The 25,529-nt window shown below is 44.0% G+C and carries 23 protein-coding genes; 10 read left to right on the top strand and 13 right to left on the bottom strand.

All coding sequences use genetic code 11. The features are described from left to right. Positions 1 to 95 precede the first annotated feature (95 nt). Entirely contained in the window at positions 96 to 1,844 is a 1,749-nt protein-coding gene (gene fdrA, locus ACR65F_RS09215; protein WP_039043236.1) for an acyl-CoA synthetase FdrA, read from the bottom strand. 348 nt (positions 1,845 to 2,192) lie between these two features. Here fdrA and ACR65F_RS09210 point away from each other — a divergent pair, with 348 nt between their 5' ends. Continuing rightward, the gene (locus ACR65F_RS09210; RefSeq protein ID WP_440504207.1) at positions 2,193 to 3,074 is read left to right on the top strand and encodes an alpha/beta hydrolase; all 882 of its coding nucleotides are present in this window, start codon (positions 2,193 to 2,195) and stop codon (positions 3,072 to 3,074) included. Positions 3,075 to 3,102: 28 nt separating this feature from the next. Then, on the top strand, positions 3,103 to 4,152 hold the full coding sequence (allD, locus tag ACR65F_RS09205) for an ureidoglycolate dehydrogenase (RefSeq protein WP_440504205.1): 1,050 nt from the start codon (positions 3,103 to 3,105) through the stop codon (positions 4,150 to 4,152). A gap of 344 nt (positions 4,153 to 4,496) precedes the next feature. Here allD and ACR65F_RS09200 read toward each other — a convergent pair whose 3' ends face one another. Beyond that, positions 4,497 to 5,729, bottom strand: coding sequence for a Zn-dependent hydrolase (locus ACR65F_RS09200; RefSeq protein WP_440504204.1), 1,233 nt, complete (start codon positions 5,727 to 5,729; stop codon positions 4,497 to 4,499). Positions 5,730 to 6,018: 289 nt separating this feature from the next. After that, positions 6,019 to 6,741, bottom strand: a complete 723-nt coding sequence (locus ACR65F_RS09195; RefSeq protein WP_440504202.1) for a MarR family transcriptional regulator — start codon at positions 6,739 to 6,741, stop codon at positions 6,019 to 6,021. A gap of 325 nt (positions 6,742 to 7,066) precedes the next feature. Here ACR65F_RS09195 and ACR65F_RS09190 point away from each other — a divergent pair, with 325 nt between their 5' ends. Next, positions 7,067 to 8,608 (top strand): FAD-dependent monooxygenase, encoded by a 1,542-nt coding sequence (locus ACR65F_RS09190; RefSeq protein ID WP_440504200.1) that lies wholly within the window; start codon positions 7,067 to 7,069, stop codon positions 8,606 to 8,608. A gap of 153 nt (positions 8,609 to 8,761) precedes the next feature. On the opposite strand, the gene ACR65F_RS09185 is transcribed toward ACR65F_RS09190, so the two are convergent. The 3 genes from ACR65F_RS09185 to ACR65F_RS09175 all read right to left on the bottom strand — a co-directional run bounded on the left by ACR65F_RS09185 (position 8,762) and on the right by ACR65F_RS09175 (position 10,726). After that, positions 8,762 to 8,920, bottom strand: coding sequence for a hypothetical protein (locus tag ACR65F_RS09185; protein ID WP_156137960.1), 159 nt, complete (start codon positions 8,918 to 8,920; stop codon positions 8,762 to 8,764). Then, on the bottom strand, positions 8,917 to 9,162 hold the full coding sequence (locus ACR65F_RS09180; RefSeq protein WP_025784147.1) for a glutaredoxin family protein: 246 nt from the start codon (positions 9,160 to 9,162) through the stop codon (positions 8,917 to 8,919). The genes ACR65F_RS09185 and ACR65F_RS09180 overlap by 4 nt, the downstream gene beginning before the upstream one ends. 310 nt (positions 9,163 to 9,472) lie before the next feature. After that, on the bottom strand, positions 9,473 to 10,726 hold the full coding sequence (locus tag ACR65F_RS09175) for a dicarboxylate/amino acid:cation symporter (RefSeq protein WP_440504197.1): 1,254 nt from the start codon (positions 10,724 to 10,726) through the stop codon (positions 9,473 to 9,475). Between the two features lie 213 nt (positions 10,727 to 10,939). Here ACR65F_RS09175 and pgeF point away from each other — a divergent pair, with 213 nt between their 5' ends. Further along, complete coding sequence (pgeF, locus tag ACR65F_RS09170) at positions 10,940 to 11,698, top strand: peptidoglycan editing factor PgeF (protein ID WP_440504195.1); 759 nt, start codon at positions 10,940 to 10,942, stop codon at positions 11,696 to 11,698. A 22-nt stretch (positions 11,699 to 11,720) separates the two neighbouring features. Here the strand turns inward: pgeF and ACR65F_RS09165 are convergent, their stop codons facing one another. Beyond that, positions 11,721 to 12,806 (bottom strand): CdaR family transcriptional regulator, encoded by a 1,086-nt coding sequence (locus ACR65F_RS09165; RefSeq protein WP_440504193.1) that lies wholly within the window; start codon positions 12,804 to 12,806, stop codon positions 11,721 to 11,723. A 130-nt stretch (positions 12,807 to 12,936) separates the two neighbouring features. Here ACR65F_RS09165 and ACR65F_RS09160 point away from each other — a divergent pair, with 130 nt between their 5' ends. Together ACR65F_RS09160 and ACR65F_RS09155 are read left to right on the top strand one after the other, a co-directional pair. Further along, complete coding sequence (locus tag ACR65F_RS09160) at positions 12,937 to 14,076, top strand: glycerate kinase (RefSeq protein ID WP_440504191.1); 1,140 nt, start codon at positions 12,937 to 12,939, stop codon at positions 14,074 to 14,076. Continuing rightward, a complete protein-coding gene (locus tag ACR65F_RS09155) occupies positions 14,077 to 15,423 on the top strand; it encodes a GntP family permease (RefSeq protein ID WP_440504189.1) in 1,347 nt (448 codons plus the stop codon). A 163-nt stretch (positions 15,424 to 15,586) separates the two neighbouring features. Here the strand turns inward: ACR65F_RS09155 and dacB are convergent, their stop codons facing one another. Beyond that, positions 15,587 to 17,110 carry a D-alanyl-D-alanine carboxypeptidase/D-alanyl-D-alanine endopeptidase gene (dacB, locus tag ACR65F_RS09150; protein ID WP_440504187.1) on the bottom strand — a complete coding sequence of 508 codons (1,524 nt, stop codon included), beginning with the start codon at positions 17,108 to 17,110 and terminating at the stop codon, positions 15,587 to 15,589. 482 nt (positions 17,111 to 17,592) lie between these two features. Here dacB and ACR65F_RS09145 point away from each other — a divergent pair, with 482 nt between their 5' ends. Continuing rightward, entirely contained in the window at positions 17,593 to 17,838 is a 246-nt protein-coding gene (locus tag ACR65F_RS09145) for a hypothetical protein (protein WP_440504185.1), read from the top strand. A gap of 72 nt (positions 17,839 to 17,910) precedes the next feature. Here ACR65F_RS09145 and ACR65F_RS09140 read toward each other — a convergent pair whose 3' ends face one another. After that, positions 17,911 to 18,960 carry an LLM class flavin-dependent oxidoreductase gene (locus ACR65F_RS09140; RefSeq protein WP_440504183.1) on the bottom strand — a complete coding sequence of 350 codons (1,050 nt, stop codon included), beginning with the start codon at positions 18,958 to 18,960 and terminating at the stop codon, positions 17,911 to 17,913. A gap of 181 nt (positions 18,961 to 19,141) precedes the next feature. On the opposite strand from ACR65F_RS09140, the gene ACR65F_RS09135 reads away from it, so the two are divergent. The 3 genes from ACR65F_RS09135 (at position 19,142) to ACR65F_RS09125 (ending at position 21,561) form a co-directional block, all read left to right on the top strand. Further along, the gene (locus ACR65F_RS09135) at positions 19,142 to 20,065 is read left to right on the top strand and encodes an ABC transporter ATP-binding protein (protein WP_039043224.1); all 924 of its coding nucleotides are present in this window, start codon (positions 19,142 to 19,144) and stop codon (positions 20,063 to 20,065) included. After that, positions 20,043 to 20,978, top strand: a complete 936-nt coding sequence (locus ACR65F_RS09130) for an ABC transporter permease (protein WP_440504181.1) — start codon at positions 20,043 to 20,045, stop codon at positions 20,976 to 20,978. Before ACR65F_RS09135 ends, ACR65F_RS09130 begins: the two co-directional genes overlap by 23 nt. Before the next feature lie 418 nt (positions 20,979 to 21,396). Beyond that, positions 21,397 to 21,561 (top strand): hypothetical protein, encoded by a 165-nt coding sequence (locus tag ACR65F_RS09125; protein WP_156137959.1) that lies wholly within the window; start codon positions 21,397 to 21,399, stop codon positions 21,559 to 21,561. Between the two features lie 129 nt (positions 21,562 to 21,690). On the opposite strand, the gene bioB is transcribed toward ACR65F_RS09125, so the two are convergent. From bioB to bioD, 4 genes are read right to left on the bottom strand one after another with little or no spacing between them, the layout of a single operon-like run. Further along, entirely contained in the window at positions 21,691 to 22,689 is a 999-nt protein-coding gene (gene bioB, locus ACR65F_RS09120; RefSeq protein WP_039043222.1) for a biotin synthase BioB, read from the bottom strand. Continuing rightward, positions 22,655 to 23,263 carry a biotin transporter BioY gene (locus tag ACR65F_RS09115; RefSeq protein ID WP_440504179.1) on the bottom strand — a complete coding sequence of 203 codons (609 nt, stop codon included), beginning with the start codon at positions 23,261 to 23,263 and terminating at the stop codon, positions 22,655 to 22,657. Before ACR65F_RS09115 ends, bioB begins: the two co-directional genes overlap by 35 nt. After that, positions 23,260 to 24,627 carry an adenosylmethionine--8-amino-7-oxononanoate transaminase gene (bioA, locus tag ACR65F_RS09110; RefSeq protein ID WP_440504177.1) on the bottom strand — a complete coding sequence of 456 codons (1,368 nt, stop codon included), beginning with the start codon at positions 24,625 to 24,627 and terminating at the stop codon, positions 23,260 to 23,262. Before bioA ends, ACR65F_RS09115 begins: the two co-directional genes overlap by 4 nt. Next, on the bottom strand, positions 24,617 to 25,297 hold the full coding sequence (bioD, locus tag ACR65F_RS09105) for a dethiobiotin synthase (RefSeq protein ID WP_440504175.1): 681 nt from the start codon (positions 25,295 to 25,297) through the stop codon (positions 24,617 to 24,619). The genes bioA and bioD overlap by 11 nt, the downstream gene beginning before the upstream one ends. Positions 25,298 to 25,529 lie beyond the last annotated feature (232 nt).

Genomic DNA, 25,529 nt, shown 5'->3' with positions numbered 1-25,529 from the left:
CACACCTCATTCGTCATATTTACAGATGTCTCCATCTGCATGAGGAAGGTCCAGTCCAGAGCGGATCTGGACCTTCTATCTTCATCAATCTGAAATTATTTCAGCAAGCTTAAGATTTTAGCCATACGTGCATTGCCGCCAGCAACGGGACGCCAGTCGTATTGGACGAACTGTGTACCTGTGTCTGAAAGTGCACCTGTAAAGCCTTTCAAACCGACGTTAATGACGCGCGGACGTTCTGAAACAAGTGACGCGATGTCTTCTGAAACAGAGAGGTCGAATTTCTTATCCGACTTAGTTCCCTCTACATGTTTCTTCTGGTTATCTTCAACTTGAAGTCCAACAATGCTAAGCGCAGTACGGACTGCTTCGTTGTTTGTTTCTTTTACGATGACGCCAGCTTCTTTCAACTGCTTTACGTGACCGTCATAGCTTTGCGGATCGTTTTTCGTACCACAAACAGTTGCGACGACGTGCAATGTACGGCCGCCTTCTTTTGCTTTTGCTACCGCTTTTTTGATAGACGGAAGTAACGCGCTTGCCATGTCGTCATGCGAACCATAGCCAAGAACGAAGTCTAGCAAAATAACAGCTGTTGTTTCATCATCCCCAGCTTGCTCGATGAACTTCGAACGAGTTTCCGGATCGATCATTGGGTGTGGCTTCCCTTGTGTATACTTATCGTCCCCAAGGTCAACGATTTCCTGACCTTCGTGTTTCAAGACGTAGCCTTCTTCGTTTTTAATGTGCGTTCCAAGACCAAGTGCGTCTGAAATGAGCACTGCTGCTTCAGAAGCGAGAGTACCACCTGAGTACAACCCTTTTAGAGTCTTCTGACCATCTTTCAAACTTGCATTCTCTACAGAGAAATCGCCTGAGTTGTAGTCTGGTTTCACTTCGTTCCCGCGTGCTAAGTCCACTGCAATATGTGCAGTTTCTGCTAGTGTGTAAGCTTGGTAGACATTACCTTCGTATTGCTCTGGCTTTTCACCAAGGAATACAGCAACGACTGGCTTCGTCAAACTTTGAAGAAGTTCCATTACTTCGTTACGAACGTGTTCTGCAGGTGGCTTAGAAATGATTGTGATGATTTCTGTCGCGCTGTGGTTTTCTAGAGCACGAATTCCATCCATCATAGTGATCGCACCAATTGGATCTTTTAGGTCACGTCCACCCGTACCGATTGCGTGGCTGACGCCTTCTCCTAAACGGTCGATAATTGTAGAAACTTCCTGGATTCCTGTTCCTGATGCACCGACAAGTCCGATACGGCCTTTGTTCACGACGTTTGCGAATGCCAAAGGTACACCGTCAAGAATTCCTGTACCGCAGTCTGGCCCCATGACAAGTAATCCTTTTTCGTGAGCTTTTTGCTTTAGTCGCAATTCGTCTTCTACAGACACATTATCACTAAACATGAACACGTGAAGACCACGGTCCAATGCTTTGTCCGCTTCATCTGCTGCATATTCACCAGGTACTGAAATCATGGCAACGTTTGCATTTGGAAGTGCATCCACTGCTTTGTCCCATGTCCGTACTGTTTCAAATCCTTGCTTTTTGTTGCTGATGGATTGGTCATTTAAGTATTGTTCTACTTTTTCAAGAACTGTGTCTATCATGTCTGCATTGTCTGTGTCGACAACAATCGCCATGTCATTCGATTCTGCTGCTTCGAGTTCTGATGTATGCAACCCTGCATCTTTAAAGATGTCTTTGTTAGCTGGTGTTGCCATCATGATTTGTACTTTGTTGAGACCTTCCATTGTTGCGATTGAGTTCGTGAGCAACATGAGGTTAATGGAGTCTTGGTACGAGTTCTTCTTGATAATCGTATGAAGCACAAAAATCACCCCTGTAAGTATTTTTTAAAATCAGCGCGCCTACCATTGCATGTGTTTCCCTAAGTGTTAAGCACAAAACAATGGTGAAGCTGTTTTTGTTTATCCAAGTTAATTGTAACGCAATTTGCATTGCAGACGAATAAAATACTGGAGCGTAACATTGCAAAAACATAAAATTGTTAATCGAAAGCTGTTTTCTTGGTGTTTCGTGTCGTAAGATAGTAGGTGAAATAGTTTTCCCGTGAGTTAATCAGTCTATTAAGAGAGTACCTGTATTGTATATAAAACTAACCATTACGTTCGTTATTTAATTAAGAAAGATAGAGAGTTAGAAAAGAGGGTGCGATTATGGCAGATGCATTTGTTTATAAACGTGTGGATGGTTGCGAGATTGGAGGGGTACTACATCCGGCATCTGTAACTCTTGCCCCTTTGATTGTCTACATACATGGAGGCGGACTGATCTGGGGGACCCGAGACGACATGAATCGGGAACAAATCCGTCTATATAATGAGTCTGGATTCAACGTGTTTTCTGTGGAATATCGGCTTGCTCCTGAAACCAAACTTCCTGAAATACGGGATGATATTAAGGATTTACTAGTTTGGATAAAGACGGAAGCACCTGCTCATTTCGATTTCGATCGAGAACAAGTGGCTGTGATTGGTAGTTCAGCAGGAGGTTATCTAGCGCTGTTATCAGGGACATTTAAAGTGAAGCCGGATGCCATTGTGTCGTTTTATGGATACGGACAGGTTACTGGTGAATGGTATCGGAATCCGAGTCCGCACTTTACATCGATGACGACTGTGCCCGAAATGTTAGCGAAGCAACTCGTTCAGCCAAATGCGATTTTCTCAGCTCCGATCGAACGACGGTATGCGATTTACTTGTATTGCCGTCAGCAAGGCACGTGGCTCGATTGGGTGGCCGGTTCGGATGCCGTGGATAAAAGTAAGCTGGCGAATTATGCACCTATTGAGTTAGCAGATACAAAATATCCGGCAACCCTTCTTATTCATGGTGACCAAGATGAGGATGTGCCATATGCAGAGTCTGTTGCGATGAAAAAAAAGCTCGATTCATTAAGTATTCCAAATGAGCTCATGACGATTTCCCAAGGGAAACATAATTTTGACTCGAACATGAAAGACCCTGATTCTGTACGTACTGTCCAGCATACGATTACTTTTTTACAACAACGATTTCATATGAAGACGAACTTATAAGTGGCTATAGCCAAAAGGAGTGTTGGAGATGAATATATCGATTGAAGAATTGAAAGAGCTGATGGCAAACAAACTCACACAAGCGGGGCTGCAACGGGATGATGCTGAGATAGTTGCAGACGTACTTGCACACGCAGACGCTCGCGGTATTTTTTCTCACGGAGCGATGCGGACTGAATACTACGCCGAACGAATTGCTAAAGGCGGCATTACCGTAAATCCGGACAAACAATTTAAGCAAACAGGCCCGGGTACTGCTGTGCTGGATGCCGATAACGGCGTCGGGCACGTGGCTGCGAAAGTTGCAATGACTCGAGCAATTGACATGGCCCGGGAAAACGGAACAGCCATTGTCGGCATTCGTCGTATGAGCCATAGCGGTGCCATGTCGTACTTTGTCCAACAAGCAGCAGAAGCTGGAATGATTGGAATCTCCATGTGCCAGTCCGATCCAATGGTCGTTCCTTTTGGCGGAGCTGAACCATATTTCGGGACAAACCCGATCGCGTTCGCGGCTCCTGGTGTAGGTGATGATAAGATCATCTTCGATATGGCAACAAGCATTCAAGCATGGGGGAAAATTTTGCACGCTCGGTCAAAAGGTGAATCCATTCCGGATACATGGGCGGTAGACAAAGACGGTGTACCGACGACAGATCCATTTAAGGTCACAGGATTGCTTCCGATTGCTGGACCAAAAGGCTATGGTCTTATGATGATGGTAGATATCTTGTCAGGTGTGTTGCTTGGACTTCCGTTCGGAAAGCACGTGTCTTCGATGTATCATGATTTGACGGCGGGACGTGAACTCGGACAACTCCATATCGTTATTGACCCAGGTGCGTTCACAAGTTCTGATCTGTTCCGTGCCAATATTTCCGGTATGATGAAGGAATTGAATGAGGTGAAGCCAGCTCCAGGGTTCGATCAAGTGCTGTATCCTGGTCAGAACACAACACTTCAAGAACAAGAGTCCTTGAAGAATGGTGTGGAGATTGTAGATGAAATCCTTGAGTACTTGCGTAGTGACGTTGTGCACAATAACCAATATGATCATAAGGATCCTTTTGCAAAATAAACTAGATGGCCCACTTTGTGTGGCCATCTTTTTTTGATGATTTTTCTCATTGTCGATTAGTTCAAGGAGGTTGTCATTCATCTGTGGAGATTTCTCCATCACTCGTGTGCGTTTCTCCGACACTTGGAGTGATTTCTCCGACACTTGCGAAAGTTTCTCGATAACGGGACACAATTCAAGTATGTTAAGGGACTTAATTGGTACCTCTTTCCTTATCTTTCGATGGGCTAACTAATCGTTGAAACTATTTTAGAGGAAATTGGCAACATCACCGTTTTCAAAGATTATCCCACAAAAAAACAGCACAGCGAGACAACTGCTGTCCCGCCACACTGCTCGGATAATCACACAATTTTGGCCTGTCTTAACATGAATGCCCGTAGCACTTCTGCACCCTCCAACAATTCTTCCATGGATGTGTACTCTGCTGGGTTATGGCTAAGCCCATCTTTGGACGGGACGAAGATCATGCCAGTCGGACAGAACGCCGCCATATTCATAGCATCGTGCCCTGCACCACTTGGCATTTCTAGCCACTTCACTCCTCGTTCTTCACAAACCGCTTTGAACCCATTCACAATGTCAACATCCATTTGAACCGGTTCTTCACTGGAGATTGCGTCCATCCAAATGTCTAAACCACGTGCTTCTGCTACTTCTTTGACCGCTATTGCAAGTGCATCCACGACACGTTGCCGCGATTCTGTGTTCGTTCCTCGGATATCGACGTCCATTTCCGTTGCACTTGGTACGACATTCATCGCTCCGGGTTTTATTGAAAAAACGCCTACCGTACCAACAGTACCATGCGCAAACTCTTCAATAGCTGCCCGTTCCACAGCTAGTGCAATTTCAGCTCCACCAAGCAGTGCATCGTGTCGATAATCCATAGGGGTCGTCCCCGAGTGATCGGCCGTTCCTCCGACGTGTACGTGGAATCGGACAGGCGCGGCAATGGCAGAGACGACCCCAATAGACGCTTGTTGCTTCTCTAGCACAGGTCCTTGCTCTATATGAAGCTCCACAAATGCTTTGAACTCATCTTGGAAACGCATGGCTAAATGGACTTCTTCCAGATCGAGTCCATTCTCTTCAAACGCTTGCATAAGAGTAATGCCATTTCTGTCTGTCAATGACCGGGTATATGCCGGATCCAATCGTCCTGACATCGCTTTACTACCTAGTGTGGAGGCTCCGAAACGCGAAGATTCCTCGCACGCGAAGATAATGACTTCCATTGGATGCTCGGTTTCAATATTGTCATCAGCAAGCGAGCGCATCACTTCAAGTGCAACGAGCACACCAGCGGTTCCGTCAAATTCTCCAGCTGCATAAACCGAGTCGATGTGTGAACCCGTTGCTACTACAGGCAATTCAGCTGCTGCGCCTTCACGTCGTGCAATGACATTTCCCGCGTAATCTGTGCGTACAGTGAGACCAGCCTCTTCGAACTGATGGATCATATACTCTCTCGCATTGCGCTCTGTTTCGGTATAAGCAAGCCGGTTGATGCCTTCTCCCTCGTCTGTAAACTTCGCAAGCTCTTCAAATGACTGACGCAATCGCTCCAGCTTCATATCAATTCCCCTTTTCATATAGGTACGTGATGCAAATGAATTTACAAAAAATTCGTTCACTCCTACTGTAAAGTATCGCAAGTTCATAGAAAAAAATCAAACCGACTTTCCCATTTAACTCTAGGGAAAGCCGGTTTTCAGTTCATGTGTTAAAACAATAAAGTTTATTAATTTCACTTTCGGACTAAGTCTATGTTTTTTTAAGTACATTTGTAAAAAAACTTATACATGATTTGATTTGCAACACAAATATTAAAATATTATTATTCATGAATTCCGTACAATCATCCTAACTCAATTCGTCGTAGTCTGAAAAAAATATTTCATTAAGGATTACTTTAGCTTTCTTTAAGTTCCTGGAATCAAGTTTATCGAGCATTTCCATAATCTCATTCATTTCTTCAGCAACAGGGTAAGAACGGCTGGCCTTGCCGGTGTCCAGCTCTTCCTTTTCATTTATCTGAGCTATCCTTGGACTATGTGTAATTTTATCCTCGTTTGTCGTAGGATTTAACCAAGACGTATGCAACGCATCGTGTAGTACATTGAGGATAGTTCCCAATTCGTCTTCGGTATATCGGTGTAAGAAACGATTGATTTCACTATCAATTTGATGATGTAATTCTTGATGTAACAGTCGTATCTCTTTGCCCAACGGAGTGGTACGGAACAGAATTTCTTTTTTGTTATCTGGAAGATATTCCACGAAGATAATTTCTTTTTCTACAAGTTTTCTCGTAATTTTGGAGACACTTCCCCTCGATATCCCGAATTGCTTCGAAATAGTTATTCCGTTTACAGGCTCAAGCCTTCCAATCGCCTCCAGAACATGAAACATCAAAACAGTCATTTCTTTCATTGACTCTGTAACAACGATATTTTGGCTATTCTGCATCAACCACTGTTTTTCTTCGTCATCCTCAGTTTGAAGTTTATGCTGCATATCTTTAGCGGTTTCCCATACTTCTATGATTAAACGATCTTTATATTGGTTTTTACTTTTATTGTCCATTGATGTTTTTCCTCCAAAGGCTAACTTGATACCATTATACCAATTGAAAATAAACAAGCAACAATAATTGTTTCTAGGAAACATTATTGACAAAGAGTAGGATATCAACTACTATTGTTCCCTGTAAACATTATGTTTCCAATCAACAATAATAAGAGAGCAAGACATGTTTCATGCAGTATGATGTTCGATTAGATAGTGCATCACTAAGCTGAAACGTCTTGTTCGCATTCAACAAGATTTTTGGAAAAATCCAGTGAGGATGCGTAGAAATTACAACCATTTTTTATACATCTCACACCAAAAATATAGGAGGTCAATTCATTTGACAGGAAAATACGACATCGATGTCCTCATAGCCGGCGCTGGACCGACCGGTTCTACACTCGCGGCAGATTTACTTCGACGCGGCCTTAGTGTCAGACTGGTAGACAAGGCACCTCATTCATTCAAGGGCTCTCGTGCAAAGGGAGTCCAACCGAGAACCCAGGAGGTACTTGAGGACCTAGGCGTCCTGAAAGAAGCTCACTCTGAAGGAGGAGCCTATCCTCTTATAGGGATTCATTTAGGACCGATTACTGTACCATTACGGATGCAGAAACGAAAAAAGGTTACTCCTGATGTGCCGTACCCGAATGTATTATTACTGCCTCAACACCGCACCGACGCTATCTTGCACCGCCTACTTGACAGTCTAGGGCTGAGTATTGAGTTTGACACTGCGATTATTGATTTTGAGCAGGATGACAACGGGGTGACTACAACACTCTCTTCTGGAGAGAAGATTCGAAGCAGGTATCTTGTAGGAACTGACGGTGGTTCTAGTACAGTCCGCAAGGCTGCTGGTATTCGTTTCATGGGAGAGACCAACGAAGCTGACCGTATGCTTATCATCGATGGGACAATAAACGGACTGTCACGCAACCGATGGCACGTATGGCCGCGAACCCATGGGAAGCAGGTCGCAGCATGCCCACTCCCTCACTCTGATCAGTTTCAAGTAATGATTCGTCTGACACCGGAGGAATCGGCTGATTTGGACGAAACTGCATTAGCCGTCAAGTTCCAATCGCTCACAGGTTTACAGCTCCAGGATATCACCTGGACCTCAGTGTTCAGACCTAATGTTCGACTTGCCGAGCAGTACCGATCTGGCAAGGTCTTTCTGGCTGGCGACGCCGCTCACGTACACACACCCGCTGGCGCTCAGGGTCTAAACACCGGTATCCAGGACGCTTACAACCTCGGCTGGAAACTTGGTCAGGTTATAAAGGGTGCACCAGAGAGCCTCCTAGAAAGCTATGAAGCCGAACGACAGCCGATTGCCGCACGCGTTCTTAAAAAATCTAATGAACTTTACTCTGAGATTGAGAAGCTGCATCTTTCCGGGCTTAAACGTGGAGATGAGGAACGACAGCTTGGAATCTCTTACTACGGCGGACCACTCGCCCCTACCAATAGCTCGGCCACTAAAACCCTACACGTTGGAGACAGAGCACCAGACGCTCCTTGCACAGGACCAAAAGGTTTAAGTCGCTTATTCGAGCTATATCAGGGGCCGCACTTCACCCTGCTAGCCTTTGGAAGTAACCCGATCAAAGGATTCTCTGAGTTTGAGTCGAACTGGCCAATTGGTGTTGGAGAATTACGTTGCTATGCCGTTGGTAACGGTCTCGAGGTTGACAACAATCGTCTCGACGACACAACCGGCAAGCTGAACAGTATTTATGGCATCACTGGTGAAACATTAGTGCTAATCCGACCAGACGGTTACATTGGAAGCATTATCACTAACGACTGGCTAGCCAACTTCAAAAATATTGTCAGCAAGTTTGCCACACATTCCAATACGATTAACTCGAACTGAGGACCACTAAGAAAATTGGTGAGTTACACAGGATGTATCGGCATTGTCCACCATTCAGCGAACAAAAATCCTTCTTTCGCTAATTTTCAAATCTAGCGAAAGAAGGATTTTTAAATGACCTTAATTTAAAATAAACAACTTTAGTATCCTTGCTCAGTTCATCCATTCCATAATCACGAGAAAAATGCCGGTTGCAAATAGCGCAACGTGTCCGATACAAAACTTAGGAAATAGCTTCCGCGTCATTTCCTTTTCCACATCTGTTTCAATAGAACACGTCATACAGCGAAACTTGTCAACAATACGCTTCACTGAGCTTCTCCACGAAGAGCATTTTGAACACCATCAGGGTCAAAACCTAGAATCCAAACGTCATTCAATTTTGTCTGGGGAACACCCATCTGTCCAGTTGTTTTTACGAGACGTTTTCCTGCTTCTTGATCCAATGAAACGTTTACAGTCTCATATGTGATTTTCTGTTCGTCCAAATAATTCGTCATCATCGTGCAATAAGGGCACGTAGAAGATACGTAAACGGTTGCTTGTGGTGTCATAACAAACACTCCTTTTGATTTAATTGCCTTCATCATATACCCCTTAAGGTATTATTTCAACCTATCTGCTCTCTTCAGAAACAATTGTCCTCCTTCTAAAAAAGATAATTCACTGCAATAGGGTGTCTAGCAGTGTTAATTGTTTCGATTGAGGATTCTTAACAATTTTCTTCCATATATCGCAAGAACTTAAGACTACCAAAAGTCCCTATTTATTCATACACGTTCTTCAGCAATCCTCCCTCAAAAAAAGCCAGCTCACAGAGAATCACATCACATCTCTGAGAGCTAGCTTTTAGAAAATCACTTTTTAAGAATGTACAGGGGTTTCTTCTCCTTCTTTTATATCCTCTTTATGTTTTTCCGTACGACTAATGAGCGTCGTACCTACGAGGTCACCCGTAACATTCAGTGCCGTCGCTCCCATTCCAATCAATGCATCAATGGACGTAAGTAAAGCCACCGCTTCAATCGGTAAACCTAGCTGTACAAAAACCGTTGCAATCATTACTATTCCTGCACCAGGGACACCTGCAGTTCCAATAGAGGCAAGCGTTCCGATCAAGACTACCATTAACATATCCGTCAACGACAGCGGGTTACCTGAAATGTTTGCAGCAAAGACGGCAGAAACAGCAATTCGAATCGCTGCGCCATCCATATTGACCGTGGCACCTAACGGCAAACTAAATCCATACAAACTGCGTGGTAATCCTAAATCATGAGCAGCAGTTAACGATAATGGCAACGCGCCCGCACTACTTTGCGTCACAAAAGCTGTTGTAATCGGAGTTCGAGCGTGCTTGAAAAACGTTAGCGGGTTCACTTTAAACAGCAGCATCGCGACAATATACAATACGATCTGCGCAAGCAATGCTGCATATAGCACGCCAATCATGCCTCCAAGCGAAAGAAGTGTGTCGGCCCCTTGGCTCCCGACCGTCTTCGCCATAATTGCAAATACACCAATCGGAACGTATTGCAAAATCCCTTTGAGGATGAATAATGAGGCTTCGTTCAGCGCACTAATCGTTCTCAACAAATGATTGCCGAGTTCATTGAATCCTTCTGAACTGCGCATAGCAGAAATTGCAATACCGAAAACGAGTGCTGTAAAAATGATTCCTAGTAAATTCATTTCTGTGAACGCAGTGACGATATTTGACGGAACAATATTCAGTAACACATTGACGATGCCGGGATTATCAGGTACATCAAACGACTCACTTCCGTCCAACTTCATGCCAGATCCAGGTTGGAACAATGTTGCAACCGCAAGTCCTACCACAATTGCAACCGCAGAACTGAGCGTGTAATAGATGAACACTTTTCCACCCATTCGACCGAGATTCGTAATTGTCGTCTGATTCACACCGACGATGAGCGTAAAAAGGATAAGAGGAATAATTAAGAATGTCAGAAGACGGATCAGTAAATCACCAAGTGGCGCAAATATACTCGCTTGCTCACCCATCAGCAATCCAACCACAATTCCGAGGATTAAAGCTATCGTTATTTTAAGAATTAAAGATGCATTCGCATATCGGTTCCAGAGTGCTTTCATGTATGTCGGCATCTCCTTTTCTCTATATTTCTGATTAATTCCTATCTGCTTACTAGGGAATATAATAGTCTACAATAATGCACAGAAAAAAGGTTGTCAATGTCTCTGCTCAATACGGCAGGGTGTATTCATTACTTCCCTATCTAATGCACATGTAACCCCACGACATGGTACAATAATCAGCAAACATTTTGATAACTAGAGGTGAACGAAATGAAAACAAAGCGATACGACATGAAAGGGAGCTCGATTTCAGGAATTACTATGAAAGACTCCAGTGCTCCTGAAGAGAATAACTTGGCGTTACACGCTTGTCTGGATCCAGCAGCTGTTCTCAAAAACCGCGAAACGCTCGCATCTTCACTCGGACATTCAACAAGTGATTTTGTCTACGCAAACCAGACGCATAGTGCCAATTTCCACAAAGTCACTCGTGCAGATCGTGGGCGTGGTGCAACTGAGCAAACTACCGCAATTCCTGATACGGATGCTCTGTATACAAATGAGCATGGCATCGTTCTCGCTGGATTCATGGCGGATTGCGTTCCCGTGCTTCTTTCAAATGAACGCGCTGGTATCGTTGGCGTTATTCACTCGGGCTGGCAAGGCACTGTCAAAGAAATCACACCAAAATTGCTCCAACATCTTATTGAACATGAAGGATGTCGTCCAGAAGACTTCGAGATACTGATTGGACCTGCACTTAGCCAAGACAAGTTCGAAGTAGACGGTGATGTCTATGAGAAATTTCATGCACTCGGCTATGCGAAACCCTGGATTTCGTTCAACGAAACAACCGGCAAATACCATATCGATAACCAGCAGACTGTAAAAACTCAATGTGAACTCGCAGGCATCCCAAGTGCTAATATTACAATCGATCCGATATGTACGTTTCAAAGCGACGATGGTTTTTCATATCGTCAAGACAAAAAGGCGGGAAGACATCTCGCATTCATCGGATTAAAGTAGCCGGGCGGAAAACGCTCGGTTTTTAGGTTTGTGCCCCTTCCTTTAGCAACAACGCATAAAACAATTGAACCGCTGAACTAAATCGGGTGGGATCCAATCCTGTTATATCTGAAATACGTTTAAGGCGGTACGCGAGAGTATGACGGTGAATCCTAAGCACATTGGACGTATTTTGGGCATGAAGTTCATGTTCCAAATACGCTTGAAGTGTTGCTATCAAATTCTCATCAAGATTGCCTAATACCCTTTCAACGTATTGCGTATGCAAGGGTTTTTGATATGCCCCCATCAAGGCACGAATTTCAATTGTTTCAAAATCACTGATGACTTCATTCACCACACCAAATTGAATTGTGTGACGGGCAGATTCGTAGGCCAATACGATGTCCTCTTCTGCAAACACCGTTTTACCAATCCCAATCTTGAGGATCGAAACACCTTTCTGTTTACAAACATGCTCCACTCTTTTTTTCACTAGTTCCCGGTCCACCCCCCATATTAGAAACGGCATGGCATGTCCATAATCTGCTCCTGACAACACAGAACGAATCCCCATAGTTTCTGCTAGCCAATCCGCAAGATGATTTGGCGTACGGGTCGCCTCGTTTTGTTGAACGATCAGTACCGTAAACGGACCTTCCAGAGAAATGGCTAGCATCTTCATCCGATCCAATGTAACTCCTGAAATAGGAAGTCCGCTTATTAGTTCTTTAAATACCAATTCCCCCGCAGTTCTCTTCCACTCCGATTCAGAAGTCAATAACGATTGATGAACCATCATTTCCGTTGTTAACTGGACAAGGGGCGCAACATCTCGTAACTCCTCTACGGATCCCGTTATCCCAATAACACCAACTAATCGAGATTTATAGTGAATCGGTAAATTCACCCCAGGTTTTGAACCTGGCCATTCCTCTAGATTATCATTGTCTATCCACAATGACTTTCCCGTTTCCGCAACATGGGCTGCTCCCTCATGAATTCTATCCACCCGTTCCCTTTCCCCAGAAGCTAAAATCATTCCATTCGTATCCATCACATTCAAATTGCGGGTCAATCTAAGCATCGTCTGTTCCACAATTTCCTCAGCAAGTCGCTTGGTCAGCATCTTTTCACCTCTACGTATAAAAAAAGTCTTTTAATTTATGCAATACATATACACCTAGTCTAATGTAATTAGATTATTCTGTACATATAATGATAGACATCAACTACTATTCGATGGGAATGATGCATGTATGAAAATACTCGTTGCACCAGACTCCTTCAAAGGAAGTTTGTCTGCACTACACGCAGCGGAAGCGATGGCTGAAGGAATCCGAGAAGCTGACCCTACTAGTATGCCCGTCTTACTACCTGCAGCTGATGGTGGTGAAGGGACGATGCAAAGCTTAGTCGACGCAACAAATGGGAGATTCGTATCTCTTCACGTTGAAGGACCACTTGGCCATCTCATTCCAGCAAAATACGGAATACTTGGGGATTGTTCGACTTGCGTAATCGAATTAGCAGAAGCTTCCGGTCTCATGCATCTTACAGATCAGGATCGAAATCCTCTCATTACGTCATCATTCGGGACAGGACAGTTACTCGTCCACGCGCTCAATGCAGGTTACCGCGATTTCATAATCGGACTCGGGGGAAGTGCTACAAATGATGGAGGTGCTGGTATCTTACAGGCACTTGGAATGAAGCTACTCGACTCAAATGGAAAGGAAATCCCTAAAGGTGGAGCTGCACTGCAGCAGTTGTACACCATTGATCCATTCTTTTTTGACCCACGAATCGCTGAAAGTACGTTTCTGATTGCAGCAGATGTCACCAATCCATTTATCGGGCCAAATGGGGCTTCAGCAGTTTTTGGACCTCAAAAAGGGGCATCTAACGTGGATGTTGAACTTCTCGATAGAAGTCTTTCCAATTTCGCAGACATTATAGAGCAACAGACAGGAGTTTCTTTACACCAGACACCAGGAGCAGGTGCCGCTGGCGGTGCGGGTGGTGTGTTTCAAGTGTTTTTCCCAAGCAACTTCCAATCCGGTATAAATATCGTGCTGGAAACACTCCATTTTGATGAACATTTGAAAACTGCAGATCTTGTCATCACAGGTGAAGGGCGTTCTGATAGTCAAACCTTTTCAGGGAAAACTCCCTATGGAATCGCACAGGCAGCACGTCAAAAAAATGTCCCTGTAATACTTGTATCAGGAACAATTACACCAGATTGTCGGTTTGCACTTACTAATTTGTTCGCAGGAGTGCACGCAATCACTTCTGATAGCGTCACGGTAGCTGATGCGATGTTGAATCCGTTTAGATTGCTGAAAGAAACTACGAAACAAGCAATTCTGCACTTTAAAAATAAGGAGGAATGTTAAATGTTGTTTGCTATGATCATTTTAAGTGTTGTTCTCATTATCTTTTTAACAGCCGTCTTGAAGGTACATCCGTTCTTATCATTACTTGCAGGGGCATTTTTCATCGGAATCACATCTGGAATGCCTCTACTAACCGTCGTAGACACTGTTAATGAAGGTTTCGGCGGATTAATGAAAGGCATTGGGATTGTCATTGTTTCCGGTACCATTATCGGCGTCATCCTTGAAAAATCCGGGGCCGCTTACCGCATGGCAGAAGTTGTCTTACGCGTAATTGGTGAAAAACGACCTCAACTCGCGATGTCACTCATCGGATACATTGTTTCCATCCCCGTATTTTGTGACTCAGGATTCGTTATTTTAACCAGTTTAAAGAAAGCGCTTGCAAAGCGGGCTGGCGTTACGATCGCATCCATGTCTGTCGCATTGGCAACTGGATTGTTCGCGACACACACACTGGTGCCGCCTACGCCTGGACCTATTGCAGCTGCAGGAAATATCGGAGCTGAAGGTTATTTAGGTGTGATTATCATAATCGGACTGATCGTCGCAATTCCAGCAACTGTGGTCGGATACTTATGGGCTGTAAAAGTCGGCTCCAAAATAACTGTTCCTGAGGATGAGGAATCCATTACATTCGACTATGATGAAATCGTCAAATCTTTTGGAGAGATGCCTTCTGCGTTTAAAGCATTCCTACCTATTGTCTTACCAATTATTTTAATCGGGGCTGGTTCAGTTGCTAAGCTAACAATGGGAGAAAGTGGATTCAGCTCATTGCTACAGTTCATCGGTTCGCCTACCGTTGCTCTACTTTTCGGAGTCCTCGCAGCGTTTTTATTACTTCCTAAATGGAACGAAGAGACACTTACAGGTTGGATTGGTGATGGCCTCAAAGAAGCGGCTCCTATTTTACTGATTACTGGAGCTGGGGGTGCATTTGGTAAAGTGATTTCTACTTCTGGTGTCGCGGAATTGATCGGGGAAATGAATTTCACTGCACTTGCAGGTGGTGCACTATTCCTACTAGTTCCGTTCCTCATATCCGCTGCTTTGAAAACCGCACAAGGGTCTTCTACTGCAGCGTTGGTCATTGCATCTACATTAGTGGCTCCGTTACTTCCTGCAATGGGAATTGAAGGAGCGATTCCACTTGCACTTGTCGTTATGGCGGTTGGAGCTGGCGCAATGACAGTGAGTCATGTGAACGACAGTTTCTTCTGGGTCGTGACAGAGTTCAGTGGCATGAAAGTTACAGATGCATATAAAGCACAAACAATGGCGACTTTATTGATGGGTCTCACTACAATTGTATTCACGATGATACTGTGGGTAATACTCGTTTAAAGTTGTTCGCCAATCCGAACAGTGATTAGAACATGATAAGAGGGTTGCTGAAGAATTCCTCGTTATCAAATCACGTATTTTCGATCTTAAAAAAAATGTGAATCGTGCGCACTGAAAAAGCAGATCCCCCTGGGAGTTACTCCTGGGGGATCTGCTTTTTTCATTATATATCCGCTTCCGCAAGTGCTGTTGCAATAGCATCTTCAATTTGGGTTACGGGTCCCGTAATGTAATTGTTTATCATAATAGAAAAAGCAAGGGGTGTTCCTTTTTTCGTCGTCACATACCCTGACAATGTGGATACACCTGTGATCGAACCTGTTTTCGCTGCTACATTCCCTTTTGTCGATTCCTCTTTCATACGATTGCGAAGTGTTCCTCCAACCATGCGATCCGCTTCACCTGCTAGTGGTAGCGATTCTCTGAAAGCCGGATACCAAGATTCTTCTTGAGCTCGAACTAGAAGTGTCGTCAACGTTTCGGAGGAGACTAGATTTTTGTGTGACATACCGGAACCATCGCGTAGCAGAACCGTATCTTTTGCGATACCGAGTCCTGCAAGTGTTTCAGACATTACCGCAAGACCAGCGTTCCAACTACCTTCTCCCTTCTCGACTCTTCCCATCTCCTTCACGAGCATTTCTGCGTGCCCGTTGTTACTCAGCTTCATGAATGGAATGTAGATTTCGTTCAGCGGCATAGACTTCTTAGTTGCAAGAATTTTCGCGTTTTCAGGTGCTACAGCGCGCTGAAGTCCTTTTTTTCCACTCACTTGAATTCCTTCTTTTTGCAGCGCACTTCGGAATACATCGAGCACAAGCTCCGATGGTTGCCAAACAGCCGTCCATGAACGTGAACTTGAGGCATCGACTGGAATGGAACCTTCTACAATTATTCGATTCGTCCCATGTTCACGATGGATGGAAATCTTCTTTTCCCCACCTTTACCAACAGTAGTCGCCTCATTTACAATGACAGACGTCTCCGTTTTGGGTGATAACGAAACGGAAGGTAGCTCGCCCGCTTTTGCCCCAGGCTTTACTTCCACAATGACTGTCCCTGTATCATAATCTTCATTCGGCGAAAGCGTAAGAGCTGATACTTGTGCTCCCACATAGTTGAATTCGTCCGACCAATTCAAGTCCTGGGAATACCGGTCATCGTCATACCAACTGTCATCTGCAAACAAATTTCCTTTGATGGTTTTGATGCCTTGTTGTTTCAACTGATCCGCAAACTTCAAGAGGTCGCTTTGAAGAAGTGTCGGATCTCCTTTCCCTACTAAATACACGTCCCCTTGAAGAGTAGATCCTTTCTGCTTACCCGTCGTTGTTACTTCCGTTTCGAATCGATAGTCTGGTCCAAGCACATCTAAAGCCGCGGCACCTGTCAGCAATTTCATATTAGAAGCAGGTCGCAATCGAATATCACTCATATGCGAATAGATCGATTCGCCAGTAGTCGCGTTTCGGACACTCACCCCCGTTATTCCCCCCTGCAATTTCGGATCCGCTAGTATCACGTCTAACTTCTTGGATAACGCAACTGATGCATTCGCAGGTGGTGTAATTAAAGCAGCCGAGGCAGCGAGTGCAGGAATCGTTTGCTCATATGCGATCGGTAGATATGCGACAGCAACTAATAGTGCAAATAAAAGAAGTTGTTTTCCCTTTTGTTTTTTTAACATTCAACACCAATCCCCTTCGATTTTTCTTTAGTATATCAATTATTTGATAGAATAAACTGTTACAATAAAGAATAATCAGAATTTAATGAGTTAGTTACAGAACACAGTCTAGGTCGCCTGTCCCATAAATCATCAACTGGTATAGTTTATGTACGTTAGTGGTGGTGTATGAGCTGGAGGACACGATACTTTCTGTAAAACATTAAGTCCCTGGTTGAGTGCAATCGGGTTCTGGCTTTAATCGGGCGCGGGCTCATCTGGAACGAGCAGGTTCCAGCTCTAAACGGGCGAGTTCTCCTCTGGAACGAGCGGGTGCTGGCTCTAATCGGGCGAGTTCTCCTTTGGAACGAGTGGGTGCTGGCTCTAATCGGGCGGGTTCTCCTCTGAAACGAGCGGGTTCCGGCTCTAATCGAGCAGCTTCTCCTCTGGAGCGAGCGGGTTCCGGCTCTAATCGTGCAGGGAATATGAAAGGGGCATTTATTATGAGAGAAACTACTCAAGACGAAACCGTCAACGAACCGAACGATGGGATTCACCTTGTCGTAATACTTGTCATCGCTGGCATCGGTGGGTGGCTGCATGTATCCAATTGGATCATTTCTGGAATCGAGACAGCCTATTTTGCAATCATCTTCCTATTTGTTGATAAAAAAGGATGGCGTATGTTAGTGAAACTTGCAGGTGCCCTACTCATTCTCTGGTTTCTTCAAAAATGGTTATTTGGTTGATTTCCTTTATCACGACACATAAAAAAGGGCAGCTGTGTCTACTAGCACACGGCTGCCCTCTCTTTATCCATCTCACGATTCCGTTTCCCACTCAGCAATTGCTTCACGTACTCTTGGAGCCACTTCTGCACCCAACAAACGGATTGCACTCATCACTTCGTCGTGTGGCATAGAACCTACCGGAACGTGAAGTAGGAACCTTGTGATCCCAACCTCTTTCCGCAACTTGATAATCTTTTTCGCCACATAATCCGGATCCCCTACATACAATGCCCCTTCCAGACTTCGTGCATCATCAAATGCTTCACGATCATAAGGCGCCCAACCACGCTCTTTGCCTATTACGTTCATGGCGTATTGAGTAGACGGGAAAAATGCATCTGCTGCACCGCGAGTCGTTTCTCCGACAAATCCATGCGAATGAGATGCAATCTTCAATTTTGATAGATCATGACCTGCTGCAGCCGCAGCTCGCTTATACAATTGGACAAGTGGCGCGAATTGCGTAGGGCGACCTCCAATAATCGCAAGGACAAGTGGTAGTCCTAACTTTCCTGCACGTACGACGGACTCCGGGTTGCCTCCACTGCCAATCCAAACTGGTAGTGGCTCTTGCACAGGGCGCGGATATATACCTCTACGATCGATTGACGGACGATGTTTTCCATCCCACGAAACCACTTCCGAGTCACGTAACTTCAATAACAAATCCAATTTTTCATTGAACAACTCATTATAGTCCGATAAATCCTGTCCAAATAACGGGAACGATTCGATGAACGATCCCCGACCCGCCATAATTTCAGCTCGTCCGTTAGAGATTCCATCGAGTGTCGCAAAGTCTTGAAATACGCGAACTGGGTCCGCAGAAGATAATACTGTAACCGCACTTGTCAGCCGAATATTAAAAGTTTGGGAAGCCGCTGCGGCAAGCAATATCGCTGGTGAAGATGCAGCGTAATCTGCCCGATGGTGCTCCCCGACACCAAATACATCAAGGCCAACCCTATCCGCCAGCACAATCTCCTCGACCACTTCCCGCAGTCGTTCTGCATGACTTTTCAACTCTCCAGTTTCCGGATCTGGCGTTGTTTCAACGAACGTACTAATTCCTATCTCCATCGTTTCTTCCTCCTAAGTGCATCGCTAGTTTCTTTATTGTACTCGTCCATGACCAGAAATGGTGAAACAAACAACTGATTATTAGCAGTTTCCAAAAATACGAAACTATATGCTCTTCTATACGTACACCTTACTATGGACTTAGTCTTAACAAGACTGTACAAAAAAAGGAGGAAACACCATGGAACCCACTCCTATCGTTGAATTGAAGAATTTATCTAAAACGATCCGTGGAAAGAAAATTATCGATGATCTAAGTTTGCAGCTTTATCCTGGACAAATCACAGGCTTTCTCGGTCCGAACGGTGCAGGTAAAACGACCACCATTCGAATGATGGTCGGGCTGATGAAAAAAAGTGGTGGAGAAGTTGTGATTGACGGACAAACGCTTTCCGCAGACTTTGAAGAAGCCCTCTCTAAAGTTGGCGTCATCGTCGAAAATCCGGAAATGTATAAATTCATGTCCGGTTACAAAAACCTGCTACACTTTGCGCGCATGCAAAAAGGGGTAACGAAAGAACGTATTGATGAAGTCGTGAAACAAGTTGGGATGCAAAATCGTATCCATGAAAAAGTTGCGACCTATTCACTCGGGATGCGTCAGCGCCTTGGTCTTGCTCAAGCCTTGTTACACAGGCCCAAATTTTTAATACTGGATGAACCGACCAACGGACTGGATCCTGCAGGGATTCGTGAGTTTAGGGAATACTTGCGACTGATCGCTAAGACAGAAAATGTTTCTGTTTTCGTATCCAGCCACATGCTGTCAGAAATTGAACTCATGTGTGATCGGATTGCCGTCATTCAAAACGGAAAACTCGTTGACCTTCGTGATATGAGTGAATCTCAAGAAGCTCATTATTACGTGGAAGCTTTTCCTGCTGATCAAACCTTTGAACTCCTTAGGTCTCTTGGATTCAAATCAGAAAGTGTCAACGAAGGGTTCGTAATTCAAGCTGAAAAAACACAAATTCCAGAACTTGTCAAAGCGTTGTCAACAGCTGGACTAGAGCTATATGCAATCCAACCACATCGAAAAACACTTGAGGACCAATTCCTCGAATTGACAGGAGGTGGCCAACTTGCTGAAACTGCTTCAAAATGAATGGATGAAACTATGGTCTAAAAAAGGCACTTGGATAATGGCCGGCCTGATGGTCGTACTCATTATCTCCATGGCGGGGATAATGAAATGGTCTGGTAGTTTAATGGATGATGAATCCGACTGGAAACTTAGCACCCAAAGTGAACTGGAAAATGACAAAAACTCATTAGCAAGCGGTGTCCTAAAAGGAGAAAGTAAACGGCTTGCAGAAGAGAACGTTCAAATCTCCGAATATCGACTTGCAAATGATGTCACGCCACTGAAAGATTTTAGCCGGGAAGGTATGATTTACAATCCATCAGTCGGCAGTATTGCACTGTTGCTCACTGTCATTGTAGCTGCGGGCATCGTCGCATCTGAGTTTTCACAAGGTACGATTAAAATGCTTCTAACGCGTCCCGTTAAACGCTGGAAAATCATGACGTCCAAGTACCTAGCAATCTTACTATTTGGCGTTTTACTGATGCTAATCGGCTTTATAACGACTATCCTAAGTGCATTCATATTCTTCCCATCAGAGGGCGGGCAAGCTCTCGCCATCTCAGGTGGCAACGTCGTGGAAGTTTCCATATGGAGTCATGGACTATACATGTTACTGCTCTCTTTTGTTAACGTAATCATTACCGCAACGTTTGCGTTTATGATTGGTAGCGTGTTCCGCTCAAGCGGAATGGCAATTGGGCTATCCTTGTTCATCTACTTCACGGGAAGTGTCATCGTCGGTCTTTTAAGCAGGTTTGAAATCGTGAAGTACTTGATATTCACACATATGGACCTGACGATGTACGAGTCCAATTACGTCTTGAATGATGACATTACACTGTCCTTCTCTCTCGTCGTCTTAGCTGTCTATCTCGTAGCATTCTTAATTGTCAGCTATACAGTATTTACCAAACGGGATATTACAGCATAATTTATATTCACCAGTTATTACGGGGGCACCCTCCATAATAACTGGTGTTTTGACTTTTCAACTACTTATCACTATATTTATTGAGAGAAGAGCCCCGAACACATCAAAGGTCACAAAGCGGGTACTGGAAAGCCGAAACATGAGCATATTATCGACTCTCGTTAAGATACATACGAGGTGAAAGTTTCGAAGTGAATAAACTTTTAAAAATCCGGCTACACTTCTAGTAAAGTGAGTCGGTTTTTTGCATGGAATAGGACTCTTTATTCCTTGAAGATGCAACAATTCATAGTATTATGTCTGAATTCACGTCGTTGACTTGTAATAAATGTCACAGAAATTTTTCTTGAATTCTTGAAAATTAGTTTATACAGAGCATCTACCGGGTAAAATTTCATAATAAGAGGAGGGACAGAATATGCAGACAGAGTGTGAAAGTTATGTGATGGTTCGTGAGTTACATCACCTAAACGAAGAATATCAACTTGCGCCCACTCAATTAAAATCGATAATCCTCACTGACATCCGCCTGATCGAAGATGCCCTCGACCTTTTGAAAGTTGATACCTCTCCACCAATGTAAGTTTTTCTTGCCCTTTAATCCCGGAAGCTAATGAAGCCATTCATATACCCCATTTACAGTTTGGGGAATGCCATAGAAAACCAGCTCTCCGGCAGTTAGGATTGCCGATTAGAAGCTGGTTTTTGTGTTTTATGAGTGAGCAATTAACGCTTGTTTTTCAGTGAGTTCGACTTCGAATCCGAGGTCTTCCAACATACGAAAGTCTGAATTGTCCTCTTGACCATCCGTCGTTAAGTAATCGCCAACAAATATACTGTTGGCAGCATACATACCCATTGGTTGAAGTGATCGTAAGTTGACTTCCCGACCGCCTGAAATCCTGATTTCCTTCGTAGGATTCATGTATCGAAATAGTGCTAATACTTTCAAGCAATAGCGTGGATTCAGTTCATTTGTCCCTTCGAGCTTCGTTCCGTCAATTGCATGCAAGAAGTTCACTGGAATAGAGTCTGCATTTAACCTGCGAAGGGCACGGGTAATATCGACGACATCCTCTTTCGTCTCTTTCATCCCGATTATTGCTCCTGAGCATGGAGAGATTCCATACTTTTTGGCAATTTCAACTGTGTCCACACGATCTTTATACGTATGCGATGTCGTGATGAAATCATGATGACGTTCAGATGTATTCAAATTGTGGTTATACCGATCGACGCCTGCTGTTTTCAGTTGCTCTGCTTGTTCTTCTTTTAAAATCCCCAAACACGCACACACAGTTAAGCCATACTTTTCCTTTATTTCCTCAACAGCTTCGCTGACAACACGTACGTCTTTTCGTGTCGGACCTCGCCCACTTGCTACGATGCAATATGTCCCGATGTTATTATCAAACGCCCGTTTTGCGCCTTCTAGAATTTCCTCTTTTGAGATGAATGGATACTTATCAATCGGCGCTGTGGATTTAGAAGATTGAGAGCAATATCCACAATCCTCCGGACAGAAGCCACTCTTTGCGTTCATAATCATATTCAGTTTTACTTTATTCCCGAAGTACTGACGTCGAATCATATAGGCCCCATCTAACAGGGATAAAACGTCATCATCATTTGTGTTCAAAATCGACAATGCCTCTTCATTTGAAAGCTCTTTTCCATCAATGACTTCTTGTGCGAGTGTTTTCCAGTTCATGACGTGCGCCCCTTTTTGTGTGAATGAACTTTTTTAATATCGGATATAATCTTGCCGCGAGTAATCCCGTACCTACAGCAAGCGCAATATCTATAACAATCGTGCTAAAGAATCCAGCCACCAAAACGTGCATGGCATTGGCCGGTGTATCCATCCAGCTATTCAATGCGACATACAAATAAGGTACTCCAATTGCATAAGTAACCGCGGTTCCCGCCAAATTTGCTACGATGAAGTGCTTTCGATTAGGAACAGGAACGCGCTCAATTATGAAGCCGATGACATACGCAGCAGCAGCAAATCCTATTAAGTAGCCAAATGTGGGTTGAAGGAGATACGTGATACCTCCACCTTTTGTGAAAACCGGAAGTCCAGCTAACCCCACGAACAAATACACAAGCTGACTTTGTAGACCACGACTACTCCCTAATAACGTTCCTGCTAAAAAAACAATAACAATTTGTAATGTAAACGGGACAACCGGTAGCGTAATTTTAATGAATGCACCTATTGCTGTTAATGATGCAAAAACTGCAATAAGGGCCATTGAATTTATGCTATTGGTTCTCTTCATACAAGTTGTCCTCGCTCATAGAAAAATTGCTCCATAACTTCTTTCGTCGTATTCACCATCCATTCGATTTCTTCTTCAGAGATTACATAAGGCGGCATGAAGTAAATGATGTTGCCTAGCGGACGTATCAAAAGACCTTTTTTAAGAGCTAGCTGATAAATTTCATAGCCGATTCTTTCATCGCTTGGAAAAGGCTCTTTCGTTTTACGATCTGCCACTAATTCTATTGCACCAACAAAACCGGTTTGACGGTACTCTCCGACATACGGTAACTCTTCAAATGCTGCATGAGCGAGTTCTTGTAATATCTGCTGTTTCGGAACCAACGTTTCCATTACCTGTTCTTCTTCAAAAATGGCGAGGACTTCTTGTGCTGCGCGAAGTGCTAGCGGGTTGCCTGTGTAACTATGTGAATGCAAGAACGCCTTCATCGTGCCATAGTCATCGTAAAATGCGCGATATACATCCTCTGTTGTCAACACTGCAGACAACGGTAAATACCCTCCCGTAATCCCTTTGGACAAACATAGAAAGTCCGGTGTGATTTGTGCTTGCTCACACGCAAAAAGTGTACCCGTTCGCCCAAAGCCAACCGCCACTTCATCCGCAATCAGATGTACGTCATATGCGTCACACAAATCTCGTAGCTTTTCCAGGAATATCGGGGGATACATTTTCATTCCAGCTGCTGCTTGAATCAGTGGTTCAATAATGGCAGCGGAAATGGTATTCGCATGTTTCTTGAATTGCTTTTCAGTATCTTGAATACATTGTGCCTGGCATGTTTCAGGAGATTCACCGAATGGACAACGGAAGCAATCAGGTCCTTGTGCGTGAACCACATTAAGAAGTAGCGGCGCATATACGTCGTTATATAATCCAACGCCTCCCATAGACAGAGCTCCAAGTGTCTCGCCATGATAGGCATTCGAAAATGCTAAAAACTGTTTTTTCTCAGGTTGACTAGTTTGGGCGCGGTATTGAAAACTCATTTTGAGTGCTACTTCAATGGCAGCAGACCCGTTATCGGCGAAAAATACTTTTTCTAGCCCTTGTGGAGTTAACTCCACAAGTTTTTCAGCAACATGAATAGCAGGTTCATGGGTAAAGTTTGCAAAAATCACATGCTCCAGCTTTTGTGCCTGATCCGCAATTGCCTGGCTAATACGAGGATTCGTATGACCGAACAAGTTGACCCACCAAGATGACACTGCGTCTAAGTATCGATTGCCTTGTTTGTCTGTCAACCAGACACCATCCCCCCGCTCAATGACAATTGGAGGGAAGGTTTCATAGTCTTTCATCTGCGCACATGGATGCCAAATATGTTCAACATCCCGTGCTTGTAATTCTTCATACATCATTGGACATCAACCCTTCCAAGACCGGCACGTCCGTAAAACTTTCAATTGTACGGTTCGCCTCAATAACAGCGGATGGTAATCCTGTAAACCGACGGATTGTATCTATGTTATTTTGCTCTAACGGGGTTTGATTGAACTGATTGAATACAATTCCTTGCACACTGATTCCACGCGCATGTAACGCTTCAATCGACAACAGTGTGTGATTGATGGTGCCTAGTTTCGTAGAAGCGACAAGGACGACCGGCAATTTCGACTGTTCCACCACGTCCAATAATGTCCGTGTCGTACTTGAATGGAGCGGTACGTATAAGCCTCCTGCACCTTCGCAAATAACCGTTTCAAATTTCGTTTTTAAATGCTCAATTGTTTGTAGCAACAGGTTTTCATCAATCTGCTGCCCGGCCAACTCCGCTGCATAATGCGGGGACGCCGCTATTGGAAATGAATATGTACTGAGTGAATCGTTGTCCAAGGAATACAAACTATAATCCTTATAACTCGACGTGTCCTGATAATGCCCCTGTTCTGTGTCAGCAACAAGACCTGTTTGGACTGGTTTGTAAGGCGTGACAGCGTGCCCGTTTTTCTGAAGTTCTCTCAAGAATAACGTTGTCACAAATGTTTTTCCGACGTCCGTGTCTGTCCCAACTACCCAAAAGTGTTTCATCGTAAATACCTTCTTCATTTATCAGAATGGATTCCATTTGCGTTAACCTTATTTATAATTAGGTTAACACAAATAGGTTATCACAATTTTATCCATTCGTAAAATAGTATTAAAAAAGCAGACCGCAAAGAGCTGATTGCTCCTTACAGTCTGCTAGTAGTCTTATTTCGAAAGAGGAATTCCATTTTGAATCTGTTCAAGACTGGAATTAAAAGTTTGTAAGTTACCTATT

The sequence above is a fragment of the Sporosarcina sp. SAFN-010 genome (assembly GCF_059415065.1).
This window is presented reverse-complemented; position numbering and strand designations above follow the sequence as displayed.